The sequence below is a fragment of the Variovorax sp. 10N412 genome, from assembly GCF_056394985.1.
Window position 1 is genome coordinate 110,761 of sequence record NZ_JBFTIO010000016.1, and the last position, 24,898, is coordinate 135,658.

Annotated in this window: 17 protein-coding genes; 11 read left to right on the forward strand and 6 right to left on the reverse strand. The window is 69.4% G+C overall.

Annotated elements, in window-relative coordinates; genetic code table 11:
• Positions 1-98: 98 nt before the first annotated feature.
• Together AC1DJH_RS27230 and AC1DJH_RS27235 are read right to left on the reverse strand one after the other, a co-directional pair.
• The gene (locus tag AC1DJH_RS27230) at positions 99-1,355 is read right to left on the reverse strand and encodes a branched-chain amino acid ABC transporter substrate-binding protein (RefSeq protein WP_478187859.1); all 1,257 of its coding nucleotides are present in this window, start codon (positions 1,353-1,355) and stop codon (positions 99-101) included.
• A gap of 25 nt (positions 1,356-1,380) precedes the next feature.
• A complete protein-coding gene (locus AC1DJH_RS27235) occupies positions 1,381-2,070 on the reverse strand; it encodes a TetR/AcrR family transcriptional regulator (protein WP_478187860.1) in 690 nt (229 codons plus the stop codon).
• A gap of 85 nt (positions 2,071-2,155) precedes the next feature.
• On the opposite strand from AC1DJH_RS27235, the gene AC1DJH_RS27240 reads away from it, so the two are divergent.
• The 4 genes from AC1DJH_RS27240 (at position 2,156) to AC1DJH_RS27255 (ending at position 8,986) form a co-directional block, all read left to right on the forward strand.
• On the forward strand, positions 2,156-3,811 hold the full coding sequence (locus AC1DJH_RS27240) for an AMP-binding protein (protein ID WP_478187861.1): 1,656 nt from the start codon (positions 2,156-2,158) through the stop codon (positions 3,809-3,811).
• 10 nt (positions 3,812-3,821) lie between these two features.
• Positions 3,822-7,115, forward strand: a complete 3,294-nt coding sequence (locus AC1DJH_RS27245) for a carboxyl transferase domain-containing protein (protein ID WP_478187862.1) — start codon at positions 3,822-3,824, stop codon at positions 7,113-7,115.
• 65 nt (positions 7,116-7,180) lie between these two features.
• Positions 7,181-8,500, forward strand: a complete 1,320-nt coding sequence (locus AC1DJH_RS27250) for an SGNH/GDSL hydrolase family protein (protein WP_472122278.1) — start codon at positions 7,181-7,183, stop codon at positions 8,498-8,500.
• Positions 8,501-8,611: 111 nt separating this feature from the next.
• Complete coding sequence (locus tag AC1DJH_RS27255; protein ID WP_472122280.1) at positions 8,612-8,986, forward strand: YXWGXW repeat-containing protein; 375 nt, start codon at positions 8,612-8,614, stop codon at positions 8,984-8,986.
• 57 nt (positions 8,987-9,043) lie between these two features.
• Here AC1DJH_RS27255 and purU read toward each other — a convergent pair whose 3' ends face one another.
• Positions 9,044-9,910 (reverse strand): formyltetrahydrofolate deformylase, encoded by an 867-nt coding sequence (purU, locus tag AC1DJH_RS27260; protein ID WP_478187863.1) that lies wholly within the window; start codon positions 9,908-9,910, stop codon positions 9,044-9,046.
• Positions 9,911-9,980: 70 nt separating this feature from the next.
• Between purU and aptA the strand changes: the two genes are divergently transcribed.
• From aptA to AC1DJH_RS27280, 4 genes are all read left to right on the forward strand, one after another.
• The gene (aptA, locus tag AC1DJH_RS27265) at positions 9,981-11,315 is read left to right on the forward strand and encodes an omega-aminotransferase AptA (RefSeq protein ID WP_478187864.1); all 1,335 of its coding nucleotides are present in this window, start codon (positions 9,981-9,983) and stop codon (positions 11,313-11,315) included.
• Positions 11,316-11,573: 258 nt separating this feature from the next.
• Positions 11,574-12,149: a hypothetical protein gene (locus tag AC1DJH_RS27270; protein ID WP_478187865.1), complete on the forward strand. Its 576-nt coding sequence runs from the start codon at positions 11,574-11,576 to the stop codon at positions 12,147-12,149.
• Between the two features lie 14 nt (positions 12,150-12,163).
• Positions 12,164-13,612: a CsgG/HfaB family protein gene (locus AC1DJH_RS27275; protein ID WP_478187866.1), complete on the forward strand. Its 1,449-nt coding sequence runs from the start codon at positions 12,164-12,166 to the stop codon at positions 13,610-13,612.
• 66 nt (positions 13,613-13,678) lie between these two features.
• Entirely contained in the window at positions 13,679-18,997 is a 5,319-nt protein-coding gene (locus tag AC1DJH_RS27280) for a beta strand repeat-containing protein (protein ID WP_478187867.1), read from the forward strand.
• 64 nt (positions 18,998-19,061) lie between these two features.
• Here the strand turns inward: AC1DJH_RS27280 and AC1DJH_RS27285 are convergent, their stop codons facing one another.
• The gene (locus tag AC1DJH_RS27285) at positions 19,062-19,925 is read right to left on the reverse strand and encodes a ChaN family lipoprotein (RefSeq protein WP_478187868.1); all 864 of its coding nucleotides are present in this window, start codon (positions 19,923-19,925) and stop codon (positions 19,062-19,064) included.
• 76 nt (positions 19,926-20,001) lie between these two features.
• On the opposite strand from AC1DJH_RS27285, the gene AC1DJH_RS27290 reads away from it, so the two are divergent.
• Positions 20,002-21,057 carry an AbrB family transcriptional regulator gene (locus AC1DJH_RS27290; RefSeq protein ID WP_478187883.1) on the forward strand — a complete coding sequence of 352 codons (1,056 nt, stop codon included), beginning with the start codon at positions 20,002-20,004 and terminating at the stop codon, positions 21,055-21,057.
• A 65-nt stretch (positions 21,058-21,122) separates the two neighbouring features.
• On the opposite strand, the gene AC1DJH_RS27295 is transcribed toward AC1DJH_RS27290, so the two are convergent.
• The gene (locus AC1DJH_RS27295; RefSeq protein WP_472122310.1) at positions 21,123-21,401 is read right to left on the reverse strand and encodes a BTH_I0359 family protein; all 279 of its coding nucleotides are present in this window, start codon (positions 21,399-21,401) and stop codon (positions 21,123-21,125) included.
• A gap of 136 nt (positions 21,402-21,537) precedes the next feature.
• Positions 21,538-22,749 (reverse strand): DUF3108 domain-containing protein, encoded by a 1,212-nt coding sequence (locus AC1DJH_RS27300; protein WP_478187869.1) that lies wholly within the window; start codon positions 22,747-22,749, stop codon positions 21,538-21,540.
• A gap of 150 nt (positions 22,750-22,899) precedes the next feature.
• Here AC1DJH_RS27300 and AC1DJH_RS27305 point away from each other — a divergent pair, with 150 nt between their 5' ends.
• Positions 22,900-23,973: a fumarylacetoacetate hydrolase family protein gene (locus AC1DJH_RS27305; protein ID WP_472122315.1), complete on the forward strand. Its 1,074-nt coding sequence runs from the start codon at positions 22,900-22,902 to the stop codon at positions 23,971-23,973.
• A gap of 162 nt (positions 23,974-24,135) precedes the next feature.
• Complete coding sequence (loiP, locus tag AC1DJH_RS27310) at positions 24,136-24,897, forward strand: metalloprotease LoiP (RefSeq protein ID WP_435441053.1); 762 nt, start codon at positions 24,136-24,138, stop codon at positions 24,895-24,897.
• Position 24,898: the final 1 nt, after the last annotated feature.

Below are 24,898 nucleotides of genomic sequence, written 5' to 3' on the forward strand. Positions count from 1 at the left end.
GGGCGCAGCCCCGGGGGACATTCGCGCAGGGGAGTACCCGGCGGCCTGTTCACACGCCCTGAACAGCAGCGCCTGATGAACCACGGCGCCCCGAAGACTCAAGGCCGGACCATCTTGCAATCAGTCCCCTGTGCCAGTTCGTTCCCCGTATAGACAGCGTCCGTGCGAAAGCCGTAGTTGGTGCCTTCCCAGCCCACCTTCACCGTCTTGCCGTCCACCGGCGCGATGGTGTTGACCACCTGTGGCAACAGCAGCTGGTGGTCTTCGCCCCGCATGCGCACCGGGCCGACCACCGAGTCGAAGCTCAGGTCTTCCAGCGCGCGCGCCACCTTCACTGTGTCGACGCTGCCCGCCTTGTCGATGGCAGCGGCCAGCAGGCGCGGCGTCATGTCGATGCGCGGCGCGAGAAAGTCCTTGCCCGTCTTGGCCTTGTAGGCCTTGGCCAGCGCGTCCACCTTCGGCGTGTCGGCCTCGCCCGGGTGCCACTCGGCCACCCAGGTCAGCTGGCCCAGCCTGGCTTGCGACACCGCCGTCACCGTGCCCGGCACCGAGCCCGCGCTGTGGTTGAAGTAGCGCAGGTTGTAGCCCGCGTCGCCCGCCGCCTTCAGCAGCAGCGTCATGTCCTGGCCCCAGTTGCCGGTGATCACCGAGTCGGCACCGCTTTGCTTCACGTTGGCGATGTAGGGCGCGAAGTCCTTCACGCGGCCGATCGGGTGCAGCGTTTCGCCGACGAACTGGATGTCGGGGCGCGCCAGGCCCACCAGCTGGCGGCCGTAGCTCGCCCACTGCTTGCCGTGCGCGTAGTCCTGGTTGAGCAGGTAGACCTTCTTCACGTCCGGCGTCTTCTTGATGTAGTTGGCCAGCGCCTTCATCTTCATCGCCGTGTTGGCCTCGGTCTGGAAGTGCCAGAAGCTGCAGGCCTTGCCCGTCATCTCCGGGTCGATGGACGAGTGGTTCAGCACGATCAATTCCTTGCCCGGGTTGCGCTGGTTCCAGCGCGCCACCGACTGCACCAGCGCCGTGACCACCGAGGAGCCCGAGCCGCCCGTCACGATCGCCTTGGCGCCCTGGTCGATGGCCGCCTGCAGCGCGCTCTGGCTTTCCTGCGCGGAGAGCTTGCTGTCGAACTGCAGCAGCTGCAGCTTCGTGCCGCCGAGCACGCCGCCCTTGGCGTTGATGTCCTCGATGGCGTACTGCGTGTGCATCAGCATCAGCTCGCCGACGTTGGCGAAGGGGCCCGAGAGTGGGTCGATGTAGGCGATCTTGTAGGTCTGCTGCTGGGCCTGTGCGGCGCCTGCTGTGGCAATCAGGCAAGCAAGGGCGATCCGCGCCAGGGGCGCATTCTTCAGCTTCATGGTGTGTTGTCTCCGGGGATGGTGGTCAGTTCTTCGCCTGCAGCCCGATCACGCGGCTGGCCAGCCTGGTGAGCTCGGCCACCACCTCGTCGGGCGACAGGCGCCCGCCCGGGCGGTACCAGCTGTACAGGAAGCCCGGCAGGCTGCAGGCCGCGAGCGCGGTGATCTTGGTCTCCGCAAAGTCGAGGTCGCCGTCGCGCCGCGCTTCCTCGAGCAGCGGGCACAGCAGGTCGTAGAAGTGGTGCGCCAGCCTCTTCTGCGCGGCGATGTATTCGGGCCGGTACACCTGCGGTTCGCGGTACGCGAAGAAGGCGCAGGGGTGGTGCGCGATGGTCGCGCGAATCAGCCCTTCGATGCCTTCGATCACTTTCTCGCTGGCGCGGCGCGGGTCGCCGGCCGCGAAGTCCAGCGCGGTGAAGCAGTCGACCGCGGGGCGCCAGGAGAGCGTTTCGAAAATCTCCTGCTTGTCGCGGAAGTAGTAGTACACGAAGGGCTTGGTCACGCCCAGCGCGCGCACGATCTGCGCCATGGTGGTGTTCGCGTAGCCCTGCGCCGCGAACAGCTGCGCGGCCGCCTGCAGGATGCGCTCGCGCTGCACGTCGGTGCTTTGCGTGGCCGCGCGCTGGCGGCCGGTGCCCTGCGGCAGGTGCGGCTGTGCCGTGGTCTCGCTCTGGTCTCCAGAGGGTTTGTGCCGTGTCGCCGAAGTTATACCCATGGGTAGGATTGTTCGTGCACCATGCGGCATTGGCAAGCGCCCGCCATGCGTGGGCGGCTATCGATAACCCTGAGAAAGAGACGCCATGGAGACAAACAAGCCCGCAGCGCAGAACCTGCGCGAACTGCCGCCGCGCACCGAGCAGCCGTTGCACGAGTACCTGCGCGGCCATGCGCGCGAACGCGGCGACAGCGCGGCCTGCATCTGGTACGGCCGTGCCCTCAGCTGGGCCGAGCTCGACCGCGCGAGCGACGCCTTCGCCGCGCGACTGCAGGCCCTGGGCGTGGCCAAGGGCGAGCCGGTGGTGCTCTTCCTGAACAACTGCCCGCAGTACCTGGTCGCGCATTTCGGCATCCAGAAGATCGGTGCCATCGTCTGCCCGAGCGGCCCGCTCAACAAGGAGCACGAGTTGGCCTACCAGCTCAACGACCTGAAGGCACGCGTGATCGTCGCGGCCGCGCCGCTGCTGCCGGTGGTGCGCAAGGTGCAGTCGGCCAGCGCGCTCGCGCATGTGTTCGTGGTGCACTACGCCGACCTGCTGCCCGCCGAGCCGGCGCCCGACCTGCCGGGCGAACTGGCGGCGGAGCTCGCCGCGCAAGGCAAGGCCGAACGCAGCGTGCCGCCGGACTGCGAAGACTTCCTCGCGGTGATGGGCACCGATGCGAAGCCTCGGCCCGTCGCCATCGGCATGGACGACATCGCGCTCATGACCTACACCTCGGGCACCACGGGCCTGCCCAAGGGCGCGATGCTGAGCTACGGCAATGCGCTCTTCAAGACGCGCGCCGCGGCCGACTGCAACGGCGTGGGCCCTGCCGACGTGCTGCTGTCCATCGCGCCGCTGTACCACATCGCCGGCATGCTGATGGGCGTCAACGTGCCCGTGCTGAGCGGCGCGACCTCGGTGCTGCTGCACCGCTTCGATCCGCATGCGGTGCTGCAGGCCATCGCCACGTACAGGGTGAGCTGGTGGTACAGCATCGCGCCGATGAACGTGGCCTGCATGCAGGTGCCCGGCATCGCCGGCTTCGACCTGTCGAGCCTGAAGATGAACCCGGTGACCAGCTTCGGCATCACCTTCACCGAGCCGCTGGCGCAGCAGTGGCGTGCGCATGCGCCGAACTGCACCTCGTTCGAGGCGGCCTACGGCCTCAGCGAAACCCACACCTGCGACACCTACACGCCGCACCACGCGCCGCGCTGGGGCACGCAGGGCATCGCGGTGCCGGGCGTGACCATTCGCGTCATCGACACCGACACGCAGGCCGACATGCCCGTGGGCGAGGTCGGCGAGATCGTGCTGACCAGCCAGGGCACGTTCAAGGGCTACTGGAACAAGCCCGAGGCCACGGCCGCCACCTTGCGCAACGGATGGGTGCACACCGGCGACATGGGCAAGCTCGACGCCGACGGCTACCTCACCTTCATCGGCCGCTTCAAGGAAATGATCAAGGTCTCGGGCTACAGCGTGTTCCCGGAAGAGGTCGAGACCATCCTCATCAAGCATCCGGCGGTGGCGCAGGCGGCCGTCGTTGCGCAGCCCGATGCCGAGAAGGGCGAGGTCGTCAAGGCTTTCATCGTGCGCAAGCCCGGTGCCACGCTCGAGGCCGACGCGCTCGTGGCCTGGGCGCGCGACAACATGGCGAGCTACAAGGCGCCGCGCGCCGTGCGCTTCATCGATGCATTGCCCACCACGGGCGCGGGCAAGGTGCTGCGCCGCCTGCTCAAAGACCCCCACTGAGAGGTTCCGCTTGTTCTCCAAAGTTCTGATTGCCAACCGCGGCGAGATCGCCGTTCGCCTGGTGCGCGCGCTGCGCGACCTGGGGCTTTCCAGCGTGGCGGTGCATGCGCGCGACGACGCTGCCGCCCTGCATGTGCAGTTGGCCGACACCGCCGTTGCGCTCGATGCCACCGGGCCGTCCGCGTACCTCGATGCCGCCGCGCTGATCGCGGTGGCGAAGGCGCAGGGCTGCGATGCGGTGCATCCCGGCTACGGCTTCCTCAGCGAGCGGGCCGACTTCGCGCAGGCCTGCGCGGACGCCGGCCTGGTCTTCATCGGCCCCACGCCCGAGCAGCTCGGCCTGTTCGGCGACAAGGCGCGCGCGCGTGCGCTGGCCATGCGATGCGAGGTGCCGGTGATGCCGGGCAGCGCGGGCGCGGTCACGCTCGCGCAGGCGCAGGCCTTCTTCGCCGAGCAGCATGCGCAGGGCGCGGGCGTGATGGTCAAGGCCATCGGCGGCGGCGGCGGGCGCGGCATGCGCGCGGTTTTGAACGCGCAAGAGCTGCCCGAGGCGCATGCGCGCTGCATGTCCGAAGCCAAGGCGGCGTTCGGCATTGAAGGCGTGTACGTCGAGCGGCTGATGCGCAATGCGCGGCACATCGAGGTGCAGGTGCTGGGCGACGGCACCTCCGTGGCCAGCCTGGGCGAGCGCGAGTGCACGCTGCAGCGGCGCTTTCAGAAGCTCGTGGAGATCGCGCCCAGCCCTTCGCTGCCCGAAGCCCTGCGCGCGCAGGTCACGCAGGCGGCGCTGCGCATGGCGAAGACGGTCGGCTATCGCGGCCTTGGCACCTTCGAGTTCCTGGTCGATGCGGCATCGGCGACGCTGCCCTTCGTCTTCATCGAGGCGAACCCGCGCCTGCAGGTGGAGCACACGGTCACCGAAGCGGTGACCGGCCTGGACCTGGTGCAACTGCAGGTCGCCGTGGCAGGCGGCCAGGCGCTGGGCGAACTCGGCGTGGAGGCCGACGGCACCGCGCCGCAGCGCGGCTTTGCGCTGCAGTGGCGCATCAACGCTGAGACGCTCGACGCGCAGGGCAACGCGCGGCCATCCAGCGGCACGCTTGCGCGCTTCGACCTTCCGTCGGGCCCCGGCGTGCGCGTCGACACGCACGGCTACGCGGGCCTGGCGCCTTCGCCGCACTACGACACGCTGCTGGCCAAGCTCATCGTGCAGTCGCCGTCGCCGCGTTTCGAAGACGCACTGCGCCGCTCGCTGCGCGCGCTGGACGAGTGCCACATCGAGGGCATTGCCACCAACCTGTCGCTGCTGCGCGCGATCGCGGCACGACCTGAGTTCGCGACGCAGGCGGTGCACACGCGTTTCGTGGAAGCGCACCTGGGCGACCTGCTGGCCGGCGCGGCCTTGCTCGACAAGACGAGCAGGAAGACGGTGGCGGTACCGGTGGTGCAAGCGGTCGCTGCCGACGACGGCTCGGACGAGCTGGCCGTGAAGGCACCGATGCCTGCGCGCCTCGTGCAGTTCGAGGTCGAGGTGGGCGACGTGCTGCCCGCCGGCGCACAGCTCGGCGTGCTCGAGGCCATGAAGATGGAGCACCTGCTGCATGCGCCCGTGGCCGGCCGCGTGGTCGCGCTGCTGGCCGCGCCCGGGGACTACCTCGTCGAAGGCCAGTCGCTGGTGCAGCTGGAGGCCGTCGATGCGCAGGCCGTGCAAGCCGAGGCGCGCACCGCGCAGGACCTCGACGCGATCCGTCCCGACCTGCAGAAAGTCATCGACCGTCACGCACCCACGCTGGACGCCAACCGCAAGGCGGCCGTCGACAAGCGCCACGCACAGGGCGGACGCACCGCGCGCGAGAACATCGCCGACCTGTGCGACACCGCATCGGACCCCGGCAGCTTCATCGAGTACGGTGCGCTCGCCATCGCCGCGCAAACGCGCCGCCGCACGCTCGAAGACCTGATCGCCAACACGCCCGCCGACGGCATGGTCACCGGGCTGGGCAGTGTCAACGCGAAGCTGTTCGGCCCCGAGGCGTCGCGCTGCGCCGTGCTGGCCTACGACTACACGGTGCTGGCCGGCACGCAGGGCATGCGCAACCACCACAAGACCGACCGGCTGCTGGCGGTGGCGCATCAGCTCAAGCTGCCGGTGGTGCTGTTCGCCGAAGGCGGCGGCGGGCGGCCGGGCGACACCGACATGCCCATCGTCGCGGGCCTGAACAACCACACCTTCAGCCAGTTCGCGGCGCTGTCGGGCAAGGTGCCTGTGGTGGGCATCGTGCACGGCCGCTGCTTCGCGGGCAACGCGGCGCTGCTGGGCTGCGCCGACGTGATCATCGCCACCAGGGGCAGCAACATCGGCATGAGCGGCCCCGCGATGATCGAGGGCGGCGGCCTGGGCACCTTCGCGCCCGAGCAGATCGGCCCGAGCAGCGTGCAGTCGCGCAACGGCGTGATCGACATCCTGGTGGAAGACGAAGCGGCTGCGGTGGCTGCCGCCAAGCAGTACCTCTCGTACTTCCAGGGGCCGACCACCGGCTGGCAATGCGCCGACCCGCGCGCGCTGCGCCACGTGGTGCCCGAGAACCGGCTGCGCGTGTACGACGTGCGGGCCGCAATGCGCGGCGTGGCCGACACCGGCTCGCTGCTCGAACTGCGTGCGGGCTTCGGTGCCGGCATCGTCACCGCGCTGGCGCGCATCCAGGGCCGGCCGGTCGGGCTGATCGCCAACAACCCGCACCACCTCGGCGGCGCCATCGACGTGGAAGCGGCCGACAAGTCCGCGCGATTCATGCAGCTGTGCAATGCGCACGGCCTTCCAATTGTGTCGTTGTGCGACACGCCGGGCTTCATGGTCGGCCCGGAGATCGAGGCGCAGGCGCAGGTGCGCCACGTGTGCCGCATGTTCATGGTGGCCTCGCATTTGCGCGTGCCGTTCTTTGCCGTGGTGCTGCGCAAGGGCTACGGCCTGGGCGCGCAGGCGATGACGGCGGGCGGCTTCGACGCGCCCGTGTTCACGGTGGCCTGGCCCACTGGCGAATTCGGCGCGATGGGGCTGGAAGGCGCCGTCCGATTGGGTTTCCGCAAGGAACTGGCTGCCGTGCCGGAGGGTGCGGAACGCGACGCGCTGTTCAAGCAGCTCGTGGCCCAGCAGTACGAGAACGGCGAGGCGATCCACATGGCGCAGACGCTGGAGATCGACGCGGTGATCGACCCCGCCGAAACGCGCACCTGGTTGGTGCGGGGGCTGGAATCGGCCACGCGCGCGCTGCAGCCCGTCTCGCCCTGCGTGGACACTTGGTAACCACATGGCTAGGCCTCGTCACGCAAGGGTCAAAGGAGCTGCCTACACTCAGCGGCTTTGCCTGCATGACATTGGTTTCACGTTGGTTGGCTCATGCGCGCGAGCTTGCTCTCGCGCACGGGCTGGCCGCTTTCTGCTTGGCGGCGCTGGCTTTCGGCGTCCAGGCCATTCCTACCGAGAACACGCCCAAGCAATCGGCCGATGCGCACTGGGTCGCGAGCTGGGCCGTTGCGCCGCTCGATTTCCGCGAAATGGCCGCGAGCCCGAACGGTGCCAGCTATTCATCGCCCGCAGGCAATGACCTGCGCGGGCAGACGCTGCGCCAGCAGCTCGAACTGACGCTGGACGGCGAACGCATCCGCATCCGCTTTTCCAACCGCTTCGGCAAGACACCGCTGCGCATTGCCGCCGCCAGCGCGGCGCGCGGCACCGGCGCCGATGCCTTCTCGCCCACCACGCTGCGCATGCTGCATTTCGGCGGCCGCACCAGCCTCACCATCGCACCGGGTGCGGACGCCTGGAGCGACGGCATCGACCTGCCGGCGCAGGCGGGGCAGACCGTGGTGGTGAGCGCCTTCTTCGATCAATCGACGCCGTTCTCGACGGTGTCCATGCCGGAGTCGGGCACGACCTGGGTGGCGCCCGGCAATGCCGTGAGGGCACCCAAGCTGAAGAGCCCGACGCCGCTGGTGCTCAACCAGATCATGACCGGACTGGACGTGCTCACCAGCAAGCCGGTGCGCACCGTCGTGGCCTTCGGAGACTCGATCACCGCGGGCAGCTCGGAAGCCACCTCCGGTGCCTACCCCGACATGCTGGCCACGCGCTTGCGCGACACGCAACCAGGCGGCAAGGGCGTTGCGGTGATCAACGCGGGCATCGGCGGCAACCGGCTGCTGGCCGACGGCCTGGGGCCCAGCGGCCTCTCCCGTTTCGAGCGCGATGCCTTGCGCCAGAGCAGCGTGACTCATGCGATCGTGCTGCTGGGCACCAACGACATCGGCCGCACGGTGTTCGCCCGGGTGCCCGGCGCGGAGATGGCGCCTCGCGACACGCCGACGTCCGAGCGCATCACCGAGGGGCTGCAGCAGTTGGTCAAGCAGGCGCGCGCCAAGGGCGTGAAGCTGCTGCTGGGCACGGTGCCACCGTTCAAGAACACGCCTTACTGGACCGAGGGCAACGAGGCGATGCGCGAGGCCGTCAACCGCTGGATCCGCGGGCGGCAGGACATCGACGGCGTGATCGATTTCGATGCGGCGCTGCGCGACCCGGCGGACCCGCAGGCTTTGAATCCACTGTTCGATTCGGGCGATCACCTGCACCCCAACAAGGCCGGCCATGCAGCGATGGCCGCGGCGGTGGACCTGCACGAGCTGCAGGAGTAGGCGGGCGCAAAAAGCGCGAAACAGCTTTACACAAGACTTCGCGCCCCGCTTACAGGCGGTTCACATGTGCTGTGCAGGATGAAGGCTCCTACAACTCATGAGGAGTCCTTCATGAAAACAATCGCATTGGCTCTTTCCATCGGCGCTGCTTCGCTCCTGTCGGTGGGTGCATTGACCGTTCCCATGGCCGCGCAGGCGCAACCGCTGGTTGCGGTGCAGGTGGCACCGCCGCCGCCGCGTTTCGAGCGCGTGCCGCCCCCGCGACGCGGCTACGTGTGGGCGCCGGGGCACTATGAATGGCGCGGTGGCCGCCACGCGTGGGTGGGCGGCGTGTGGGTGCGCGAACGCCCGGGCTATGCCTACCGCGCGCCGGAATGGCGCCAGGACGGCGGCCGCTGGCAATACAGCGCCGGACGCTGGGACCGTGACGGTGACGGCGTGCCGAACCGCTACGACCGCCGGCCGAACAATCCGAACCGGAACTGACCGCGCAGCAGCTGCGGCCAAGAGGCCTGCCTCCGAAGTGGGGCAGGCCTTTTTACATTACCGGAACACCACCGTGCGATGGCCGTTCAGCAGCACGCGGTGCTCGCTGTGCCACTTCACCGCGCGGGCCAGCACCTGGGTCTCGGTGTCGCGGCCGCGGGCCGTGAGGTCTTCGACCGTGGCGGTGTGGTCGGCGCGGGCCACGTCCTGTTCGATGATCGGGCCCTCGTCGAGATCGGCCGTCACGTAGTGGGCGGTGGCGCCGATGAGCTTCACACCGCGGTCGTGCGCCTGGTAGTAGGGCTTGGCGCCCTTGAAGCTGGGCAGGAACGAATGATGGATGTTGATGGCGCGGCCGGCCAGGTTGCGGCAGAGGTCGTTGCTCAATATCTGCATGTAGCGCGCCAGCACCACCAGCTCGGCACCTTCGGCCTCGATGATCTCCAGCTCCCTGGCCTCGGCCTGCGCCTTGGTCGCGGCCGTCATCGGGATGTGGTGGAAGGGCACGTTGTAGCTGGCGGCCAGCTGGTAGAAGTCGCGGTGGTTCGAGATGATGGCGCGCACGTCGATGGCCAGCAGGCCGCTCTTCCAGCGGAACAGCAGGTCGTTGAGGCAATGGCCTTCCTTGCTCACCAGGATCACCGTCCTCATCGGCTCGGCGGCGGCGTGCAGCTGCAGGGTCATGCCGAAGCCGGCACCGAAGGTCTTCAGTTCCTCGCGCAGCACCGCGTCGCTGTGCGCGCCGCCGGCAAAGCGCACGCGCATGAAGAACAGGCCGGTGCCGTGGTCGTTGTACTGGGCGGCCTCTTCGATGTTGGCGCCGCGTTCGAGCAGGAAGCCCGACACGGCGTGCACGATGCCTGTCCGGTCTGGGCAGGAGAGGGTGAGGATGTAGGCGGGCGAGGAAGGCGTAGTGGTCGTCATCAGGGGCGTCATTGTGGCAGGGGTGCCAGAATTGCGATTTTCGTCCACCACATACCCGCAGGAGCGAGACATGGCCCACCAGGACTTCAACATGGACAACCAGTGGTTGCCCTTCACCCCCAACCGTCACTTCAGGAAAGACCCGCGCGTGTTCGTCGCGGCCGACGGCATGGAGTTCACCACCCACGACGGCAAGAAGGTGATCGACGGCATTTCCTCGCTGTGGTGCGTGGGCGCGGGCCACAACCGCAAGCCCATCAACGAAGCCATCAAGAAGCAGCTCGACACGCTCGACTACGCCACCGCCTTCCAGGTCAGCAACGACCGCGCCTTCGAGGCGGCCGAGCGCATTGCCGCGCTGGCGCCGGGCGACCTCAACAAGGTGCTGTTCTGCAACTCGGGCAGCGAGGCGGCCGACACCTCGATGAAGGTGGCGCTGGCCTACCATCGCGCGCGCGGCGAAGGGCACCGCAACGTGTTCATCGGCCGCGAAAAGGGCTACCACGGCGTGGGCTTCGGCGGCATGTCGGTGGGCGGCATTCCGGGCAACCGCAAGGTGTTCGGCTCGGCCTTCCTGCCGCGCGTGGACCACATGCGCTTCATTCACGACCCGGTGAACCACGCCTACATCCACAACGAGGAGCCGGTGTGGGCCGAAGACCCGCTGGTCGAGCTCGAGACGCGCATCCTGCCGCTGCACGATGCGAGCAACATCGCCGCGATCATCGTGGAGCCGGTGGCCGGTTCGGCCGGCTGGTACCTGCCGCCCAAGGGCTACCTGAAGCGCCTGCGCGAGATCTGCGACAAGCACGGCATCCTGCTGATCTTCGACGAGGTCATCACCGGCTTCGGGCGCATGGGCACCAACTTCGCGTCGGACTACTACGGCGTGGTGCCCGACATGCTGAACTTCGCCAAGTGCGTCACCAACGGCGTGATTCCGCTGGGCGGCGTGATCTGCCGCGACAAGCTCTACGACGCGATGATGAAGACCGACGCACCCGAGCACGTCGTGGAGTTCTTCCACGGCTACACCTACTCGGGCCATCCGGTGGCGTGCGCCGCGGCCGTTGCCACGCTCGACCTGTTCAAGCAGGAAAACCTGTTCTCGCGCGCCGGCGAAATGGGCAAGGTGCTGGGCGATGCCTTCCACAGCGCCTTCAAGGGCCTGCCCAACGTCATCAGCATCCGCAGCCTCGGCCTGGCCGCGGCGGTGGAGCTCGCGCCCATCGCGGGCCTGCCGGGCAAGCGCGCTTATGACATTTTCCTGGACTGTTTCCACAAGGGTGCGCTGGTGCGGGCCGCAGGCGACGTGCTGGTGATCGCGCCGCCGTACATCGTGGAGAAGTCGCACATCGACAGGCTGGTGAACACGCTGGCCGATTCGATCAAGGCGCACGCCTGATCATCTGAATCGGCGCGGCCGATCCACGGCGGGGAGTGACTGCATGTCGCTCCCCGCTTTTTTTTGGCGACGGTTCTTCGATGCATGACGCACCCGCGCGTGGCCCTGCAGCCACCGGATCCGGTGGCTGCGGCTCCGGGTCGTCCCCATCAATTCCACCGGTTCGCGGGATACCGGCGGCATCGGCCCATCCCTAGCATCCGTTCGCGAAACGTAGCACTTTGGATTCACGAAGTGCGGTTCTCGAAAGGAGCAGTCATGCCTCGCGTATTTCATATCGCCGCCGACCCCGGGTCGGTGTACCGCCGCAGCCGTCGTGCACCGGTCGCCATGCTCGGGCTGGTCCTCGCATGCGTGGTACCGCCGGCGCTCGCCAACAACGCCGGCGAAAACTCGTCGTGGCAGTTCCAGACGAGCACCGACAAGGTCAACCAGGCCGCCATCCAGGACATGGTGCGCAAGCAGAAGAGCGGCTACTACGCGGCGCCGGTCTACAACACGACCATCGGGCGCCAGTACAACTGCAGCGTCTCCGCGAGCTCGACGGGCAACGACGGCAACAACAGCACGACGGCCAACTCGCCATCGACCTCGGGTGCGAGTTCGGCCGCTTCGGGCAACGACAGCCGCACGGCGGTCGGCACGCTCGGCGGCGCGACGGTGGGCACCTCGCAGGCCAATGCCGGCGCGGTCGGCTCGGCCGTCGTCGGCGGCACCAGCACGCAGGTGCAGGGCGCAGCCAACCAGGCGCTGAACTCGACGCAAGGCAACGCGGGCGCACAGACGGCCAGCGTGGGCGGCAGCTCGGCCTGCGCCTTCGGCGTTCTCAACTGAACGGAACGCGCACCATGCACACCACACGACCTTTCACGCGCTTTTCAGCGCGTCCTCTCGCACGCCTGGCCACGGCCGCGGCCGCCACCGCCCTGCTCGCCGCCTGCGTCTCCGCGCCGCAGCAGCGCTTCGCGGCCGGCGAAGCGCCCGTGGTGCTCGGCCCCGCGGTGCGCGACAACGTCACGCCGATGGAGGCGGTGCTCGCCTGCTACGCCGACCACATCGCGGCCACGCGGCGCGCGCCCATCGTCATCGGCGTGGGCGACGTCAAGGACTACACCGGCAAGTACAGCATCAACGAGGGCAACGCCATCACGCAGGGCGGCGCGCTCATGGTGTATTCGGCGCTGGGCAAGCTCGGCGGCGCGGTGAGCATCGCCGAGCGCTTCGATCCGGTGATCGCCGAGCGCGAGCTGGCCTATGCCGATCGCCGCCAGCTCGGCGACGGCCGCACGCACCAGCTCGGCGGACCCAACGGCGGACAGAACGTGCCGTGGCTGCCGTACTTCGGCGGCACCATCAACAAGTCCGACTACTTCATCGTGGGCGGCATCACCGAGCTCAACTACAACATCAACTCGGGTGGCGCGGAGTTCGCGGTGAACCAGGTGGGCGTGAAGGCGCGCACCTTCAGCCAGTCGGTGAGCGTGGACCTGCGCATCGTCGACACCAAGACGCTGATGGTGGTGCGCACGGTGAGCCTCACCAAGCAGTTCAACGGCTACGAGGTCGGCCTGAACGTGTTCCGCTTCTTCGGCAGCAAGCTGTATGACGTGGACATCGGCGCCAAGGGCCAGGAGCCGGTGCAGATGGGCGTGCGCGCGGCGCTCGAAGAGGGCGTGGTGCGGCTCATGGCGACGGTCACGCAGGTCGACCACCGGCCCTGCATGACGATGCGTCCGGGCGGCGGCGAGCAGATTCCGCTGGTGCCCGCCGACCAGCTGCGCAAGGTCGACAACCCCGGCGACGCCACGGTGGGCGGCGCGGCGGTGACGACGCCCGTGGTGCAAAGCGGCGTGGCGGTCAACGCGGCCGGCCAGGGCGGCGCGCGCCTCACCGGCACCGCCACGCAAGTGCCGTTCGACTTCGGCGCTACCGCGCTCGGCGGCAGCACGCTGGCGCTGATGGACCAGATCGCGGGCGCCGCCAAGAAGGGTGCGAGCGACATCGTGCTGGTGGCGCGCGACACCGAGAACTGGGACGCCCGCAAGCGCGACGAGCTGACCGACCAGCGCATCGCGGCCGTCACCTCCGCGCTGGCAAACCGCGGCGTGCCGCCGGGCGCCATCAGCGTCACGTGGCGGCCCGATGCGGCCGACACCTCGATCCACCGCGACGGGCCGGGCCTGCAGGAGATCGCCAAGCTGCGTGTCGGCAGCCCGGTGGTGAGCGGCGCTGCGCCCGCCACCCCCGCCACGCCCTCTGCATCCGCAGCATCCGTCGTTGCCGCCAAGGCCGACTGAACGGCCGCCGGCATTCCTTTTCATTTTTTCGACCCAGTCCGCTTCCCACATTCCAGGAGTCACGCAATGAAAGCACGCAAGATCCAAAGCCGCGCCGCACACGCACCCATGTTCAGCCGCAGCCGCATCGGCTCGGCCGTTGCGATGGCGCTGATCGCCGCCGCCGGCGCGCACGCGGCGGAGACTTCGGTCGACGCCGCCTACAACGGCACCGCCACCGGCACGCCGACGGTGAACGCCGACATCGACAACACCGCGAACGTCGGCGCCACCATCACCGGCGCCACCGTGGGCACGACCTCCACGGGCACGCCATCGAACCCGAACCCGGTGGCGGCGAGCACCACCGGCAACCTGATCGGCGCCACCGCCACCGGCAACAGCTTTGCCAATGCCATCCAGTCGCCCTCGCCCACGCCGGTGAACAACGCGGCCACGCTGGGCGTGTCGACCAACAGCGGCGCGATCAACAGCAGCGTGACCGGCAGCAAGCTGGCGCTGGAGTCCAGCGTGCTGCAGTCGGGCAGCGTGGTCAACGCGGACAACACCATCTCGGCGGCCACCACGCTCAACAGCGGCAGCTCGCTGGTGTCGGGCACCGCTGCCGTGGGCGCCGTGCCGCAAGCCGGCACCTCGGTGCTGACCTATCCGGCCGGCGCGCCGCTGTTCGACGCCAAGGGCAACATCGTGGTGACCACGCTGCAGGCGGCCACCGGCAACAGCTCCGGCGCACTGGTGTCGGGCAACACGGTCGACCTGCTGCTGACCGCGAACGCGGGCAACACGCTGACCACGGCGGCGGTGCTGGAGCGCAACTCGATCTCGGCCGTGCTGAAGGCCAACAGCGCCACCAGCACGGCGGACCTCCAGGCGGGCGGCGCACCGGCCTTCGCGGGCTCGGCGGTGGTCGCCAACCTGCAATCGAACGGCAACGGCATCCTCGCGGCCACGCACTCGGCGGTCAACACGGGTTCGGTCATCCTGGGGATCGTTAGCGGCGCGCCCATGGGCGGCGCCAATGTGCTGAGGGGTTCGCTGTCGGTGCAGGGCAATGAAATTTCCAGCGCGGCCACCGGCAACGAGGCACTCGGCGCCACCGCCGGCGTGGCGGGCAACCGCATCCTGGTGGGCGACGTCACGGTCGCGGGCACCGGCACGGCGGGCACGGACGCCAACAACAGCACCCACAACGGCGTGGGCGTGACCACCCACGTGGACAGCGACCTGGCCATCGTCAACAGCCAGGGCAACATCGGCGTGTTCACCTTCGGCCAGACCGCGGGCGCGCAGATCCTGGCCGGCGTGCAGTCGATCCAGGGCGGCGCGCTCACGCTGGGGGACAACCGCGTCACGGCGCACGCCACGGGCAACACGGCGTCCAGCGCCATCGCCACAGGCACCAACGCCGCTTCGTTCACGGGCACGGCCGCGGTGTCGAACCAGCAGGCCAACTTCAATGCGCCGGTGACGGCCTTCATCCTGCCGTCGGTCATCGCGGCGCAGACCGGCGAGTCGCCCGGCGCAGGCCAGACCCAGGGCAGCACGGTCACGGTGGCCGGCAACACCTCTTCGGCCACCGCGCAAGGCAACCAGATCAGCCAGGGCCTCGCGCTGCAGGCCGCCGCGCTGAACATCGGCAACGCCGGCGCGGTGCTCACTGGCGGCACCAGTTCCGACGGGCGCGTGTCTGCCGGCGGCGCGGCCACAGTCACCAACCTGCAGGGCATGTATGACGGCGGCGTCGCGGCCCTGAACTTCGGCTCGCAGATCGCGCTGACCGTCAACGGCGGCGGCGCACCCATCGCGAACAACACGCTGGCATCGAGCGGCAATCGCCAGGAGGCGGTGGCACTGGGCAACGGGGCCAGCAGCACGCTGACCTTGTCGGGCAATGCGGTCGGCACGGGCGCGGGCATCGCGAGCGTGCAGATGGCCGACGCCAACTCCGGCGTGGGCGCGGGGCTGAGCGACGCGAAGGCGTGGATCGGCGTGAACGGCAACGTCACCGGCGGCTCGGTGGCGCTCACCGACAACCTGCAGCGCGCCATTGCCTACGGCAACTCGGCGACGAACACCGTGGGCGTCACCGCGGGCAACCTCGCGGTGGCTCCGGGCGCGGGAACGCCGGCCTCGGCCGTCACGGTCGACCTGGCGAACGGCCTGGCCTTCGACAACACGGCTGCCACGCAGCCCACGGTGCGCGCGGCCTACGGCATCCTGAACGACCAGTCGGTGCAGGCGAACATCAACAGTTCGGCCACCGGGGCGAACACGGTGGCGCTGACGGTGGCCGGCAACGCCGCGGGCGCCAGCGTGGCGAACGACCGCAACGCGCTGGTGGCCGCCACCTACGGCAACGACGCGGCCAACGGCCTCGCGCTGAAGGTCAACAACCTGAGCGGTGCGAATGCGTCGGTGGCCAACGTCACCAACACGCAGGCGGTGGCGGGCAACGCCACCAACATCTCGGCCATTGCCGCCGGCGGCACGGTGGTGCGCACCACGGTGGGAGGCGCGCTGTCGGGCGGGTCGGTCTCCAGCTCGGGCAACACGGCGCAGGCACTGGCCTTCGGCAGCCGCGCCACCGGCAACACGGTGCAGGTGAGCGGCAACAACATCGACACGGCCGGCTTCGCGCTGAGCGGCGCCACGCTGACGGGCACCACGCTGAACACCAACGCCGCCTTCAGCGTGCAGAACGCGCAGTCGGGCCAGGGCAGGGTGGAGGCCCAGCGCAGCGGTGGCGCCGAAGTGCTGACTACCATCGGCGGCGCCGTCGCCAACGCGAAGGTGGACGCCGACGGCAACGCCACGCTGGCGGACGCCACCAGCAACAGCGCAGCCAACGGCGTGGGCCTGAACGCGGTCGGCGTGGCGACCACCACCGCGGTGCAGAACCTGCAGCTCACCAGCGCCTCGGTGTTCTCCATCACCGGGCAGGAAGGTGCGTCGCTCGCCACCAAGGACGGCGTGCGCGTGGTGCTGGACGGCGCGAGCATCCAGGGCTCGCAGGTGAGCGTCGACGGCAATGCGGCCGGCGGCTCGGCCACGGGCAACGCCGCGGTCAACCGCATCGACGTGAAGGGCAACACGGTCGCGGTGGGCAATGGCCTGCCGCTGGGCGGCGCGGCCAGCTTCGGCGGCGTGACGGGCGCGGTGTCGGACCACGCGCTGTCGAACATCCAGCTGGTGACCGGCACCACGGTGTCGTCCAAGGTGGCGGCGGCCTTCGGTGTGGACACGGCGCCGGGCGCCGCGATCGGCAACGCCACGCTGAGCGTTTCGGGCAACACGCAAAGCGCCAAGGCCGTGGCCAACACTGCGAGCAACGCGGTGGCGCTGGCGGGCAGCGACGTCTCGGCGCGCGCCGCGCTGCTGTCCGCGCAGGGCAGCACGGCGGCGGTGGTGTCGCGTTCGTTCACGCAGGCCTTCGCGCCGGCTTCGGTGTCGGGCTCGTCGGTGCGCATCGCCAACAACGCCAACACGGCGGTGGGTGTGATCAACGACGTGAGCAACACGCTGGCGGTGACGGGCGGCACCTCGGGCGGCCTGGGCATTCCCGCGGTCATCCTGCAGGGTCCAGGGCCGGCCTCGAGCCTCGCGCTGGGTGACCAGGCGCTGGTGAACATCCAGTCGGCCGGCACCTCGGTCACGACCATGGCCGACACCGCGCTCTACAACGAAGACCGTGCCGTCGCCGGCAACGCGGGGCTCGTGAACAGCAGCTTCGCGATCACCGGCAATTCGACCTACGCGGAGGCTTCGGCCAACCGCGCGACCAACGCGGCCTCGTCGAGCGGCGGCGCGTCGCAGTCGGCCAAGGTCGCGGTGCTGAACGCACAGGACAGCAGCGCAACCGTGGCCGCCAGCGGCAACAGCGTGGCCCGCCTGACGCTCACCGGCGCCAACGCGCTCGCGGGCAGCAGCGCCACGCTGGAGGGCAACGGCAATGCCGTCGCCGCCACGGGCAACGCGGCGACCAACAGCATCGACGTGAAGGGCGGCGCCCTCGTGGGGGGCCTGCTCCCGACGGCTGTGGCGGCGGCAGGGCCGGGCGTCCAGGTGCTGGCCACGGCCGACCAGGCGCTGGTGAACGTGCAGCAGGGCAGCGGCGAGGTGACGGCCACCGCCACGGGCGGTGTGGGCATCCGCAGCGCGGCGCTGTCCGGCGTGGGCAGCTCCACGTTGAGCGTGTCGAACAACAGCCAGAGCGCCAAGGCCGTGGCCAACACGGCACTCAACAGCGTGAGCCTGGCGGGCTCGAACGTGGCGGCGCGCTCGGCGCTGCAGTCGACCCAGTCGGGCAGCGCGCCGGTCACCGCGTCTTCCACGCTGGAACTGTTCGCTCCGGCCGCGTCCATCGCCTCGACGGTGCGCCTCTCGGGCAACAGCAACACGGCGCTGGCCGTGACCAACGACGCGACCAACACGCTGAGCGTGAGCGCAGCCAGCACGCTGCCGCTGGGCGCCTCGGGCACGGCCACGCTCAACGAGACCGGCAGCGCCGACAACGTGGTGGCCACCGGCGACCATGTGCTGTCGAACCGGCAGTCGGCCGCCGCGGCAGTTTCCAGCACGGCCAGCACGTCGGTCCGCAACGACGACGCGGCGGTGCCCGGCACGCAGGGCCTGATCAACGGCGCGCTCACCATCTCGGGCAACAGCACCTTCGCCGAAGCCGCTGCCAACCGCGCGACCAACACCGCCACGGTGGCGAGCAGCGCGACGCAGGGCGCCAGCAGCGGCATCGTGAACGTGCAGGGCAGCACGGCCGGCGTGACGGCCACGGCCAGCACGGTGGCGAACGCAACGCTCGCGGGCGCGGTGCCGCTCAACGGCGGCAGCATCTCGCTGGACGGCAACACCACCGTGGCACTGGCGCGCGGCAACGCGGCGACCAACGTGCTGGAGTCCAGCGGCGGCAGCGGCTACGGCGCGGCGGCCACCGTGGGTTCGTCGAGCCTGGCTGGCGCGCCGCTGGCGCTCAACGTGGGCGCCAGCGCGGCCATCCTGAACAGCCAGACCAACGCGGGCGCGGTGTCGGCGACCAGCACGGGCACGAGCTACCAGGTGGCGCTCAACGCGACCGGCGCGGGTGTGTCGGGTGGCGCGGCGGGTGTCACGGGCAACACGCTGGCGGCGCAGGCCTTCGGCAACAGCGCGACCAACCGCGTGACGCAGACGGCACTGAACACCGGCGCGCCGAGCGCGGCCATCGCCAACTACCAGGTCAACACCGGCCCGGTGACGGCCACGGTGAGCAGCGTGAACGTCGGCGTGGGGATCTCGGGCGCGGTGGGCAACAGCACGCTGCGCACCACGGGCAACCAGATCACGGCATCGGCCACGGGCAATTCGGCGGTGTCGACGATCTCGGCGCGCTGATCGCTCGCCAGGCGCCTTGCTCGCAAGCCGCGGGTCTTCGGGCCCGCGGCTTTTTTCATGGGGCTCAGCTCTTGGGTTGGGGCTGGGGCCTTGATGGCTGCTTGAACTCCGCGCAATAGTCTTTCTCGGGCACCGGCGGCGTGCGCCAGGTCTTGTCGTATTCGCCGGGCACAACCTCGGCGGTGGCCGGCGCGGCCATCAGCCGAACCGCGGCGAACTTGACGTCGTCAGGCAGGTGCTGCGGCACGCCCAGCGTGCGCACCACGTGGCCCGCGCCGGCAATCAGCAGCACGGTCTGGCCCGGCTTGCGCGCCTTGAGGATGGCCTGTGCCATCGCGCGGTCGCGGCCGACCTGGATGCGGGTCATGGGAAGGATCTGCGACGCGGGGAGCATGCCGCAGTGGCCGTCGCGCACGGCGTTCTGCTGGGCCGTGTAGGCCTCGCCGTTGAGTTGCACGTCGAGCGAGACGTCGGCCATGGCGTCCTTCATGCGCACGCGCGGCATGTTGGCGCCGACCACCGGCACACCGGCGCGCACGGCCGCCATCACGGCGGGACCGTAGTCGCTCCAGGGCCAGGCCTTCTCGCTCCAGTCGAGGGCGGCGCGCACCTGGGCTTCGGTGGCGGTGGGAGCGACATGCGCGGTGCTGCGGCCTTCCTCGGCCATCTCGAGCGCCAGCGCGGCCAACTGGCCGCGCGCGGCGAGCGCCTCGACGGCCTCGCGTTCGATCACGTGGTGTTCGGGCGCATCGTGCTGCTCACCGAGCAGCAGGGCGTCGACCGGCTGCAGCGCGGCGACGCGCCTGGCGATGGGAGCGTCCGGCGCATCGGCGCCGCCGGACAGCGCGGCGCAGCCTGCGAACGCGGTGGCGGCCAGCACGGGGAACAGGAAACGGGAAGCCCGAACGGGCCAGTGTGGGAGAGGCATCGCGCCATACTATGCGCCGGCGTGCGCACGCCGTGCCGTCCATTTCCGCCTTTCGCTGTCGTCCCTTCCGTTGTCCTTGCCTCCCCGTTTTCTCGTTCGCGTGCTCGCCACGCTGCTGCTGGCGCTCGCCGCGGCGGGCGTCTGCCTGGCGCTGCACACGCCCTTGCCCTGGATGATCGGCCCGCTGGTCGCGGTGTCGCTGGCCTCGATTGCGGGTGCCCCCACGGCCAGCCACACGCCGCTGCGCAATGCGGGGCAGTGGACCATCGGCACCGCGCTGGGGCTGTACTTCACGCCGCACGTGGTGTCGCTGGTGGCCAGCGTGTGGTGGGCGATCGTGCTGGCCATTGCGTGGGCACTGCTGCTGGGCTGGGGTTTCGGGCGCTGGCTGTACCGGCTGCATGCCGCCCGCATGCCCCACGTGCCGGAGCGCTCCATGAGAGCCACGACTTACTTCGCAGGCGCCATCGGCGGCGCGTCGGAGATGACGCTGCTGTCCGAATCGGCCGGCGCGCGCACCGACCTCGTGGCCGCCGCACACAGCCTGCGGCTGGTGGTGGTGACGGTGACGATCCCCTTCGCGATGCAGTGGAGCGGGCTCCACGGCCTGGAGATCAACCCGTCCGGCGCGCGCGAGGTGAACTTCGGCGGGCTGGCGCTGCTGGCGGTGGCGACCGGCCTCGGCGGCCTGGCGATGCGCGCGCTGAAGCGCACCAACCCGTGGTTCATCGGGCCGTTGCTGGTGGCGATGGCCTTCACCGTGGCGGGTCAGTCGCTGTCGGCGGTGCCGGGATGGATGTCGAACGCTGCCCAGTTGGTGATCGCGGTGAGCCTGGGCGTGCGCTTCAGCCGCGAGTTTCTGCACACCGCGCCGCGCTGGCTCGGCTCGGTGGTGCTGGGCACGGTCGGCATGCTGGTGCTGTGCGGCGGCGTGGCCTGGTTGCTGGCCTGGGCGACGGGGCTGCACCCGGCCACGATGATCCTGGGCACCTCGCCCGGCGGCATCGCGGAGATGTCGATCACGGCCAAGGTGCTGCAGCTGGGCGTGCCGGTGGTCACGGCGTTCCAGGTGTGCCGGCTGGTGGCGGTGCTGCTGATCGTCGGGCCGATGTTCCGGTGGATCTACCGCTGAAGACGGCCGTTGAATGAAAAAAGCGCCCCGCAGGGCGCTTTTTGTCGCTGGAGAGCGAAAGAGGCTCAGTGCACCAGCACCGGCGTGTGGGCCAGTTCGGCATAGCCTTCGAGCGTGTCTTCCACTTCTTCCTGGGTGGGGGTGTTGAGTTGCCAGGCCGCGATTTGCTGCTGGAACAGCTCGGCCCACGAGCCGTCGAGGTAGACCTCCTTGCCCGAGCGCTTGTCCACGATCTCGAAACCGTGGCGTTCCAGGACGGGCATGTTGGGCAGCACGGGCTCGTCGCCCTCGTTGGGCTGCACGTGCACGACGACGAAAGACTCCGAGTCATAAAGCATGTTCATGGCGGGCCCAGTGAGGATGTCGATGGCGTTCATGGAGGTTAGATAGCAATCAACGCGCCAGTTTCAAGACAGGTTGTCATTTTGTAAAACCAACAGGTTAATTCTCGCGTTTCACTTCAATGACGTGACTTTCTCCTCAGTTCGACGGCCCCGCAGGCAGGGATTCGCGCAATTCCATGTCGGCGAAGTCGCCGTTGGGCTGTGTCTGCTTGATCCGTACCGGCAGGTAGCCCATCGACGGTGCGAGCCAGACCTCGAGCTTCACGTCGAAATCCCTGCGCGGGCTGCGGGTGAGCTTGCGCACCGTGTATTCCCCGGCCTGCACGGTCACTTTTTCTTCGTTTTCGATGTTGAAGACCCAGGTGCCGGCCTCGCGCGTGCCGGCCGTCTGCACCGTGATCTGGCTGCCCCCGGGGTAGCGCCCCGGGTTGCCCGCAAGCAGGCCGCCGAGCTGCATCACCACGCTGAGCCGGTCCTGCGCGCCGGGCAGCAGGGGCACGGACGGCGCGTTGTTGCTGAACAGGATCTGCCCCTGGTCGCGCACGAAATGCGCCGCCACCTCGCCCTTGCGGCTTTCGGAATAACGCTCCGGCTCGATGCCCGACGGGCCGATGCGGCCTGTGCTGTGCTGGCTGAGGATGGTGGCGAACAGCAGCTTGAGCGTGAGCCGCGCGTCGTAGGTGCTGCCGTCCTGCAGCCATTCCAGCGTGCCGAACACGCCCTGCATCGGCGAGGCGCCGCGCTGGCCCGTGGCCGAGAACGACAGCTTGACCGAGCCCGGAATGCGCAGCGACTGCGTGCCGGCGATGTTGCCGGAGGTCGGGCTGGCGCCCGCCCTGCTGCCGGGCGCACCGTCGCCGGTGCCGCCCGCCGCCGTGGCCGCACCCGCGGCGGCACTGGCGCTGGCGGGGGCTTCGGGTGCCGTTGCGCCTGAATCGGTAGCCGCTTGCGCAGTCAGGTCGGGCGTGTCGGGATCTTTGGGCGCCGGCGCGTCCGGTGGCGGGTCCGGTGCAATCTGCGTCTGGGCCACCTGGGGTGCAGGCTTGGGCTTGGGCACCGACGGCGCGCGCGGGCGGCGCGGCTTGGGCGGCGCCGCCGGCTGGGCCTGCGCCGGAGCGGCGGCGGGTGGCGCCGCGGCCTGTTCCGCAGCGGGCGGTGCGATCACGATGGTGCGCGTGATGAACTTGTTCGCCAGCGGCGAGGGCTCGGGCCCGAGGGCCGTCGGCGCCAGGCCCAGCACCAGCAGGTGGACCAGCGCCACCGCCAGGGTCAACGCGGCCAGCACCCGCCAGGGCGGACGCCCGGGCGGGCCGGCAGGCAGCGAAGGGGGCGCGACGAGCGTCGACATCGGTGTGTGGAGTGGGGCGTTGGCGCGGAGGTTCACCAAGACCACCTCGGTACACTGCCGCCCGTTCAACCAGTTTAAGTGGGAGCGGCGCGCGGCCTCGTGGCCGCGCCGCGCCTTCCCTCACGCATTCACGCAGGCACGCACCGCATCATGAAACTCGCCACCCTGAAGGACGGCTCGCGCGACGGCCAGCTCGTCGTTGTTTCGCGCGACCTTACGCTCGCCCACTACGCCACCGGCATTGCGAGCCGGCTGCAGCAGGTGCTGGACGACTGGGGCTTCATGAGCCCGCAGCTGCAGGAGCTGTACGACGCCCTCAACGCCGGCCGCACGCGCCACGCCTTTCCGTTCGACCCCGCCCTGTGCATGGCGCCGCTGCCGCGCGCCTACCAGTGGGCCGATGGCTCGGCCTACCTGAACCACGTCGAGCTGGTGCGCAAGGCGCGCAACGCCGAGGTGCCCGAGAGCTTCTACCAAGACCCGCTGATGTACCAGGGCGGCAGCGACGACTTCCTCGGCCCGACCGACGACGTCGTCGTGCCCAGCGAAGCCATGGGCATCGACTTCGAGGCCGAGATCGCGGTGATCACCGGCGACGTGCGGATGGGCGCCACGCCCGAGCAGGCGCTCGAAGGCATCCGCCTCGTGATGCTGGCCAACGACGTGAGCCTGCGCAACCTGATTCCGGCCGAGCTGGCCAAGGGCTTCGGCTTTTTCCAGAGCAAGCCCGCCACCGCCTTCAGTCCCGTGGCCGTCACGCTCGACGAACTCGGCGAGGCCTGGCAGAAGGGCCGCGTGCACCTGGCGCTGCACAGCAGCTGGAACGGCCGCAAGGTCGGCATGTGCGACGCGGGCCCGGACATGACCTTCCACTTCGGCCAGCTCATCGCGCACATCGCCAAGACCCGCAACGTGCGCGCCGGCAGCATCGTGGGCAGCGGCACCGTGAGCAACAAGGGCGTGGAGAAGAAAGACGGCCAGATGGACTGGCCCAAGGGCTACTCGTGCATTGCCGAGAAGCGCTGCATCGAAACCATCCAGGGCGGCGCGCCCGTCACCGAGTTCATGAAGTTCGGGGACACCATCCGCATCGAGATGAAGGGCGTGGACGGGCGCTCGCTGTTCGGTGCGATCGACCAGGAGATCGTGTCGACGGCAGGGCGTGCGAAGGAGGCGCCGGTGTCGTTGGCGAAGCCGCAGGCCGAGGACGTCGCCGAAGACTGACCCGGCGCGCAGCGCTGCGTGCCCCCCGCTCGCCGAGAGCGGCCCGCTTGCCATGGCTATGATCCTGCCGCTGCTGCGACGAGTCTTCAATTCGTCCGGCAGCGCGTCCGGCGGCTGCATTCCGCGGCCGCCATTCATACCTAGAAAAACGGGAGTTTTCCAATGCGTTATTTGCCTGTTGCCGCCGCCGTCGCGGCCTTCGCCCTTGCGGGCTGCGAAACCATGAAGAACGCCGACACCGGCGCGCTCACCCAGGCGGGCGGTTCGGCCTTCAAGGCCATGTCGCTGAGCGACGCCGATGTCACCACGATGTCCGACCAGTCCTGCGCCGCCATGGACCAGAAGAACCAGATCGCGCCCGCCGGCAGCCGCTACGCCACGCGCCTGAACCAGGTCATCAAGCAGATGCCCACCACCGTGAACGGCAAGACGGCCAACTACAAGGTCTACATGACCAAGGACGTCAATGCCTGGGCCATGGCCAACGGCTGCATCCGCGTGTACAGCGGTCTCATGGACCTGATGAACGACGACGAACTGCGCGGGGTGATCGGCCACGAAATCGGCCACGTGGCGCTGGGCCACTCGAAGTCGCGCATGCAGACCGCCTACGCCGCCTCGGCCGTGCGCGGACTGGCCGGCGCTGCCGGCGGCGTCGCGGCCCAGCTGTCGCAGTCGCAGGCCGGCGACCTGGGTGAGAAGTTCGTCAACGCGCAGTTCTCGCAAGCCAACGAAAGTGCGGCCGACAACTATTCGTTCGACCTGCTCACCGAACGCAAGCTCGAGCGCAAGGGGCTGGTCAGCGCCTTCGACAAGCTGGCGAAGCTCGGCGGCGGCGGCTCCGGCAGTTCGCTCATGAGCTCGCATCCGCCTTCGGCCGAGCGCTCGGCGCGCATGCAGAAGCGCCTGGACGCCGCCAAGTAAG

What these genes read in the sequence shown, in the direction of transcription:
- aptA (WP_478187864.1), top strand. Translation starts at nt 9,981, where the DNA reads ATGGCCCACCAGGACTTCAACATGGACAACCAGTGGTTGCCCTTCACC.
- AC1DJH_RS27255 (WP_472122280.1), top strand. Translation starts at nt 8,612, where the DNA reads ATGAAAACAATCGCATTGGCTCTTTCCATCGGCGCTGCTTCGCTCCTG.
- purU (WP_478187863.1), bottom strand. Translation starts at nt 9,910, where the DNA reads ATGACGACCACTACGCCTTCCTCGCCCGCCTACATCCTCACCCTCTCC.
- AC1DJH_RS27285 (WP_478187868.1), bottom strand. Translation starts at nt 19,925, where the DNA reads ATGCCTCTCCCACACTGGCCCGTTCGGGCTTCCCGTTTCCTGTTCCCC.
- AC1DJH_RS27230 (WP_478187859.1), bottom strand. Translation starts at nt 1,355, where the DNA reads ATGAAGCTGAAGAATGCGCCCCTGGCGCGGATCGCCCTTGCTTGCCTG.
- AC1DJH_RS27275 (WP_478187866.1), top strand. Translation starts at nt 12,164, where the DNA reads ATGCACACCACACGACCTTTCACGCGCTTTTCAGCGCGTCCTCTCGCA.
- loiP (WP_435441053.1), top strand. Translation starts at nt 24,136, where the DNA reads ATGCGTTATTTGCCTGTTGCCGCCGCCGTCGCGGCCTTCGCCCTTGCG.
- AC1DJH_RS27235 (WP_478187860.1), bottom strand. Translation starts at nt 2,070, where the DNA reads ATGGGTATAACTTCGGCGACACGGCACAAACCCTCTGGAGACCAGAGC.
- AC1DJH_RS27295 (WP_472122310.1), bottom strand. Translation starts at nt 21,401, where the DNA reads ATGAACATGCTTTATGACTCGGAGTCTTTCGTCGTCGTGCACGTGCAG.
- AC1DJH_RS27250 (WP_472122278.1), top strand. Translation starts at nt 7,181, where the DNA reads ATGACATTGGTTTCACGTTGGTTGGCTCATGCGCGCGAGCTTGCTCTC.
- AC1DJH_RS27280 (WP_478187867.1), top strand. Translation starts at nt 13,679, where the DNA reads ATGAAAGCACGCAAGATCCAAAGCCGCGCCGCACACGCACCCATGTTC.
- AC1DJH_RS27270 (WP_478187865.1), top strand. Translation starts at nt 11,574, where the DNA reads ATGCCTCGCGTATTTCATATCGCCGCCGACCCCGGGTCGGTGTACCGC.
- AC1DJH_RS27305 (WP_472122315.1), top strand. Translation starts at nt 22,900, where the DNA reads ATGAAACTCGCCACCCTGAAGGACGGCTCGCGCGACGGCCAGCTCGTC.
- AC1DJH_RS27240 (WP_478187861.1), top strand. Translation starts at nt 2,156, where the DNA reads ATGGAGACAAACAAGCCCGCAGCGCAGAACCTGCGCGAACTGCCGCCG.
- AC1DJH_RS27300 (WP_478187869.1), bottom strand. Translation starts at nt 22,749, where the DNA reads ATGTCGACGCTCGTCGCGCCCCCTTCGCTGCCTGCCGGCCCGCCCGGG.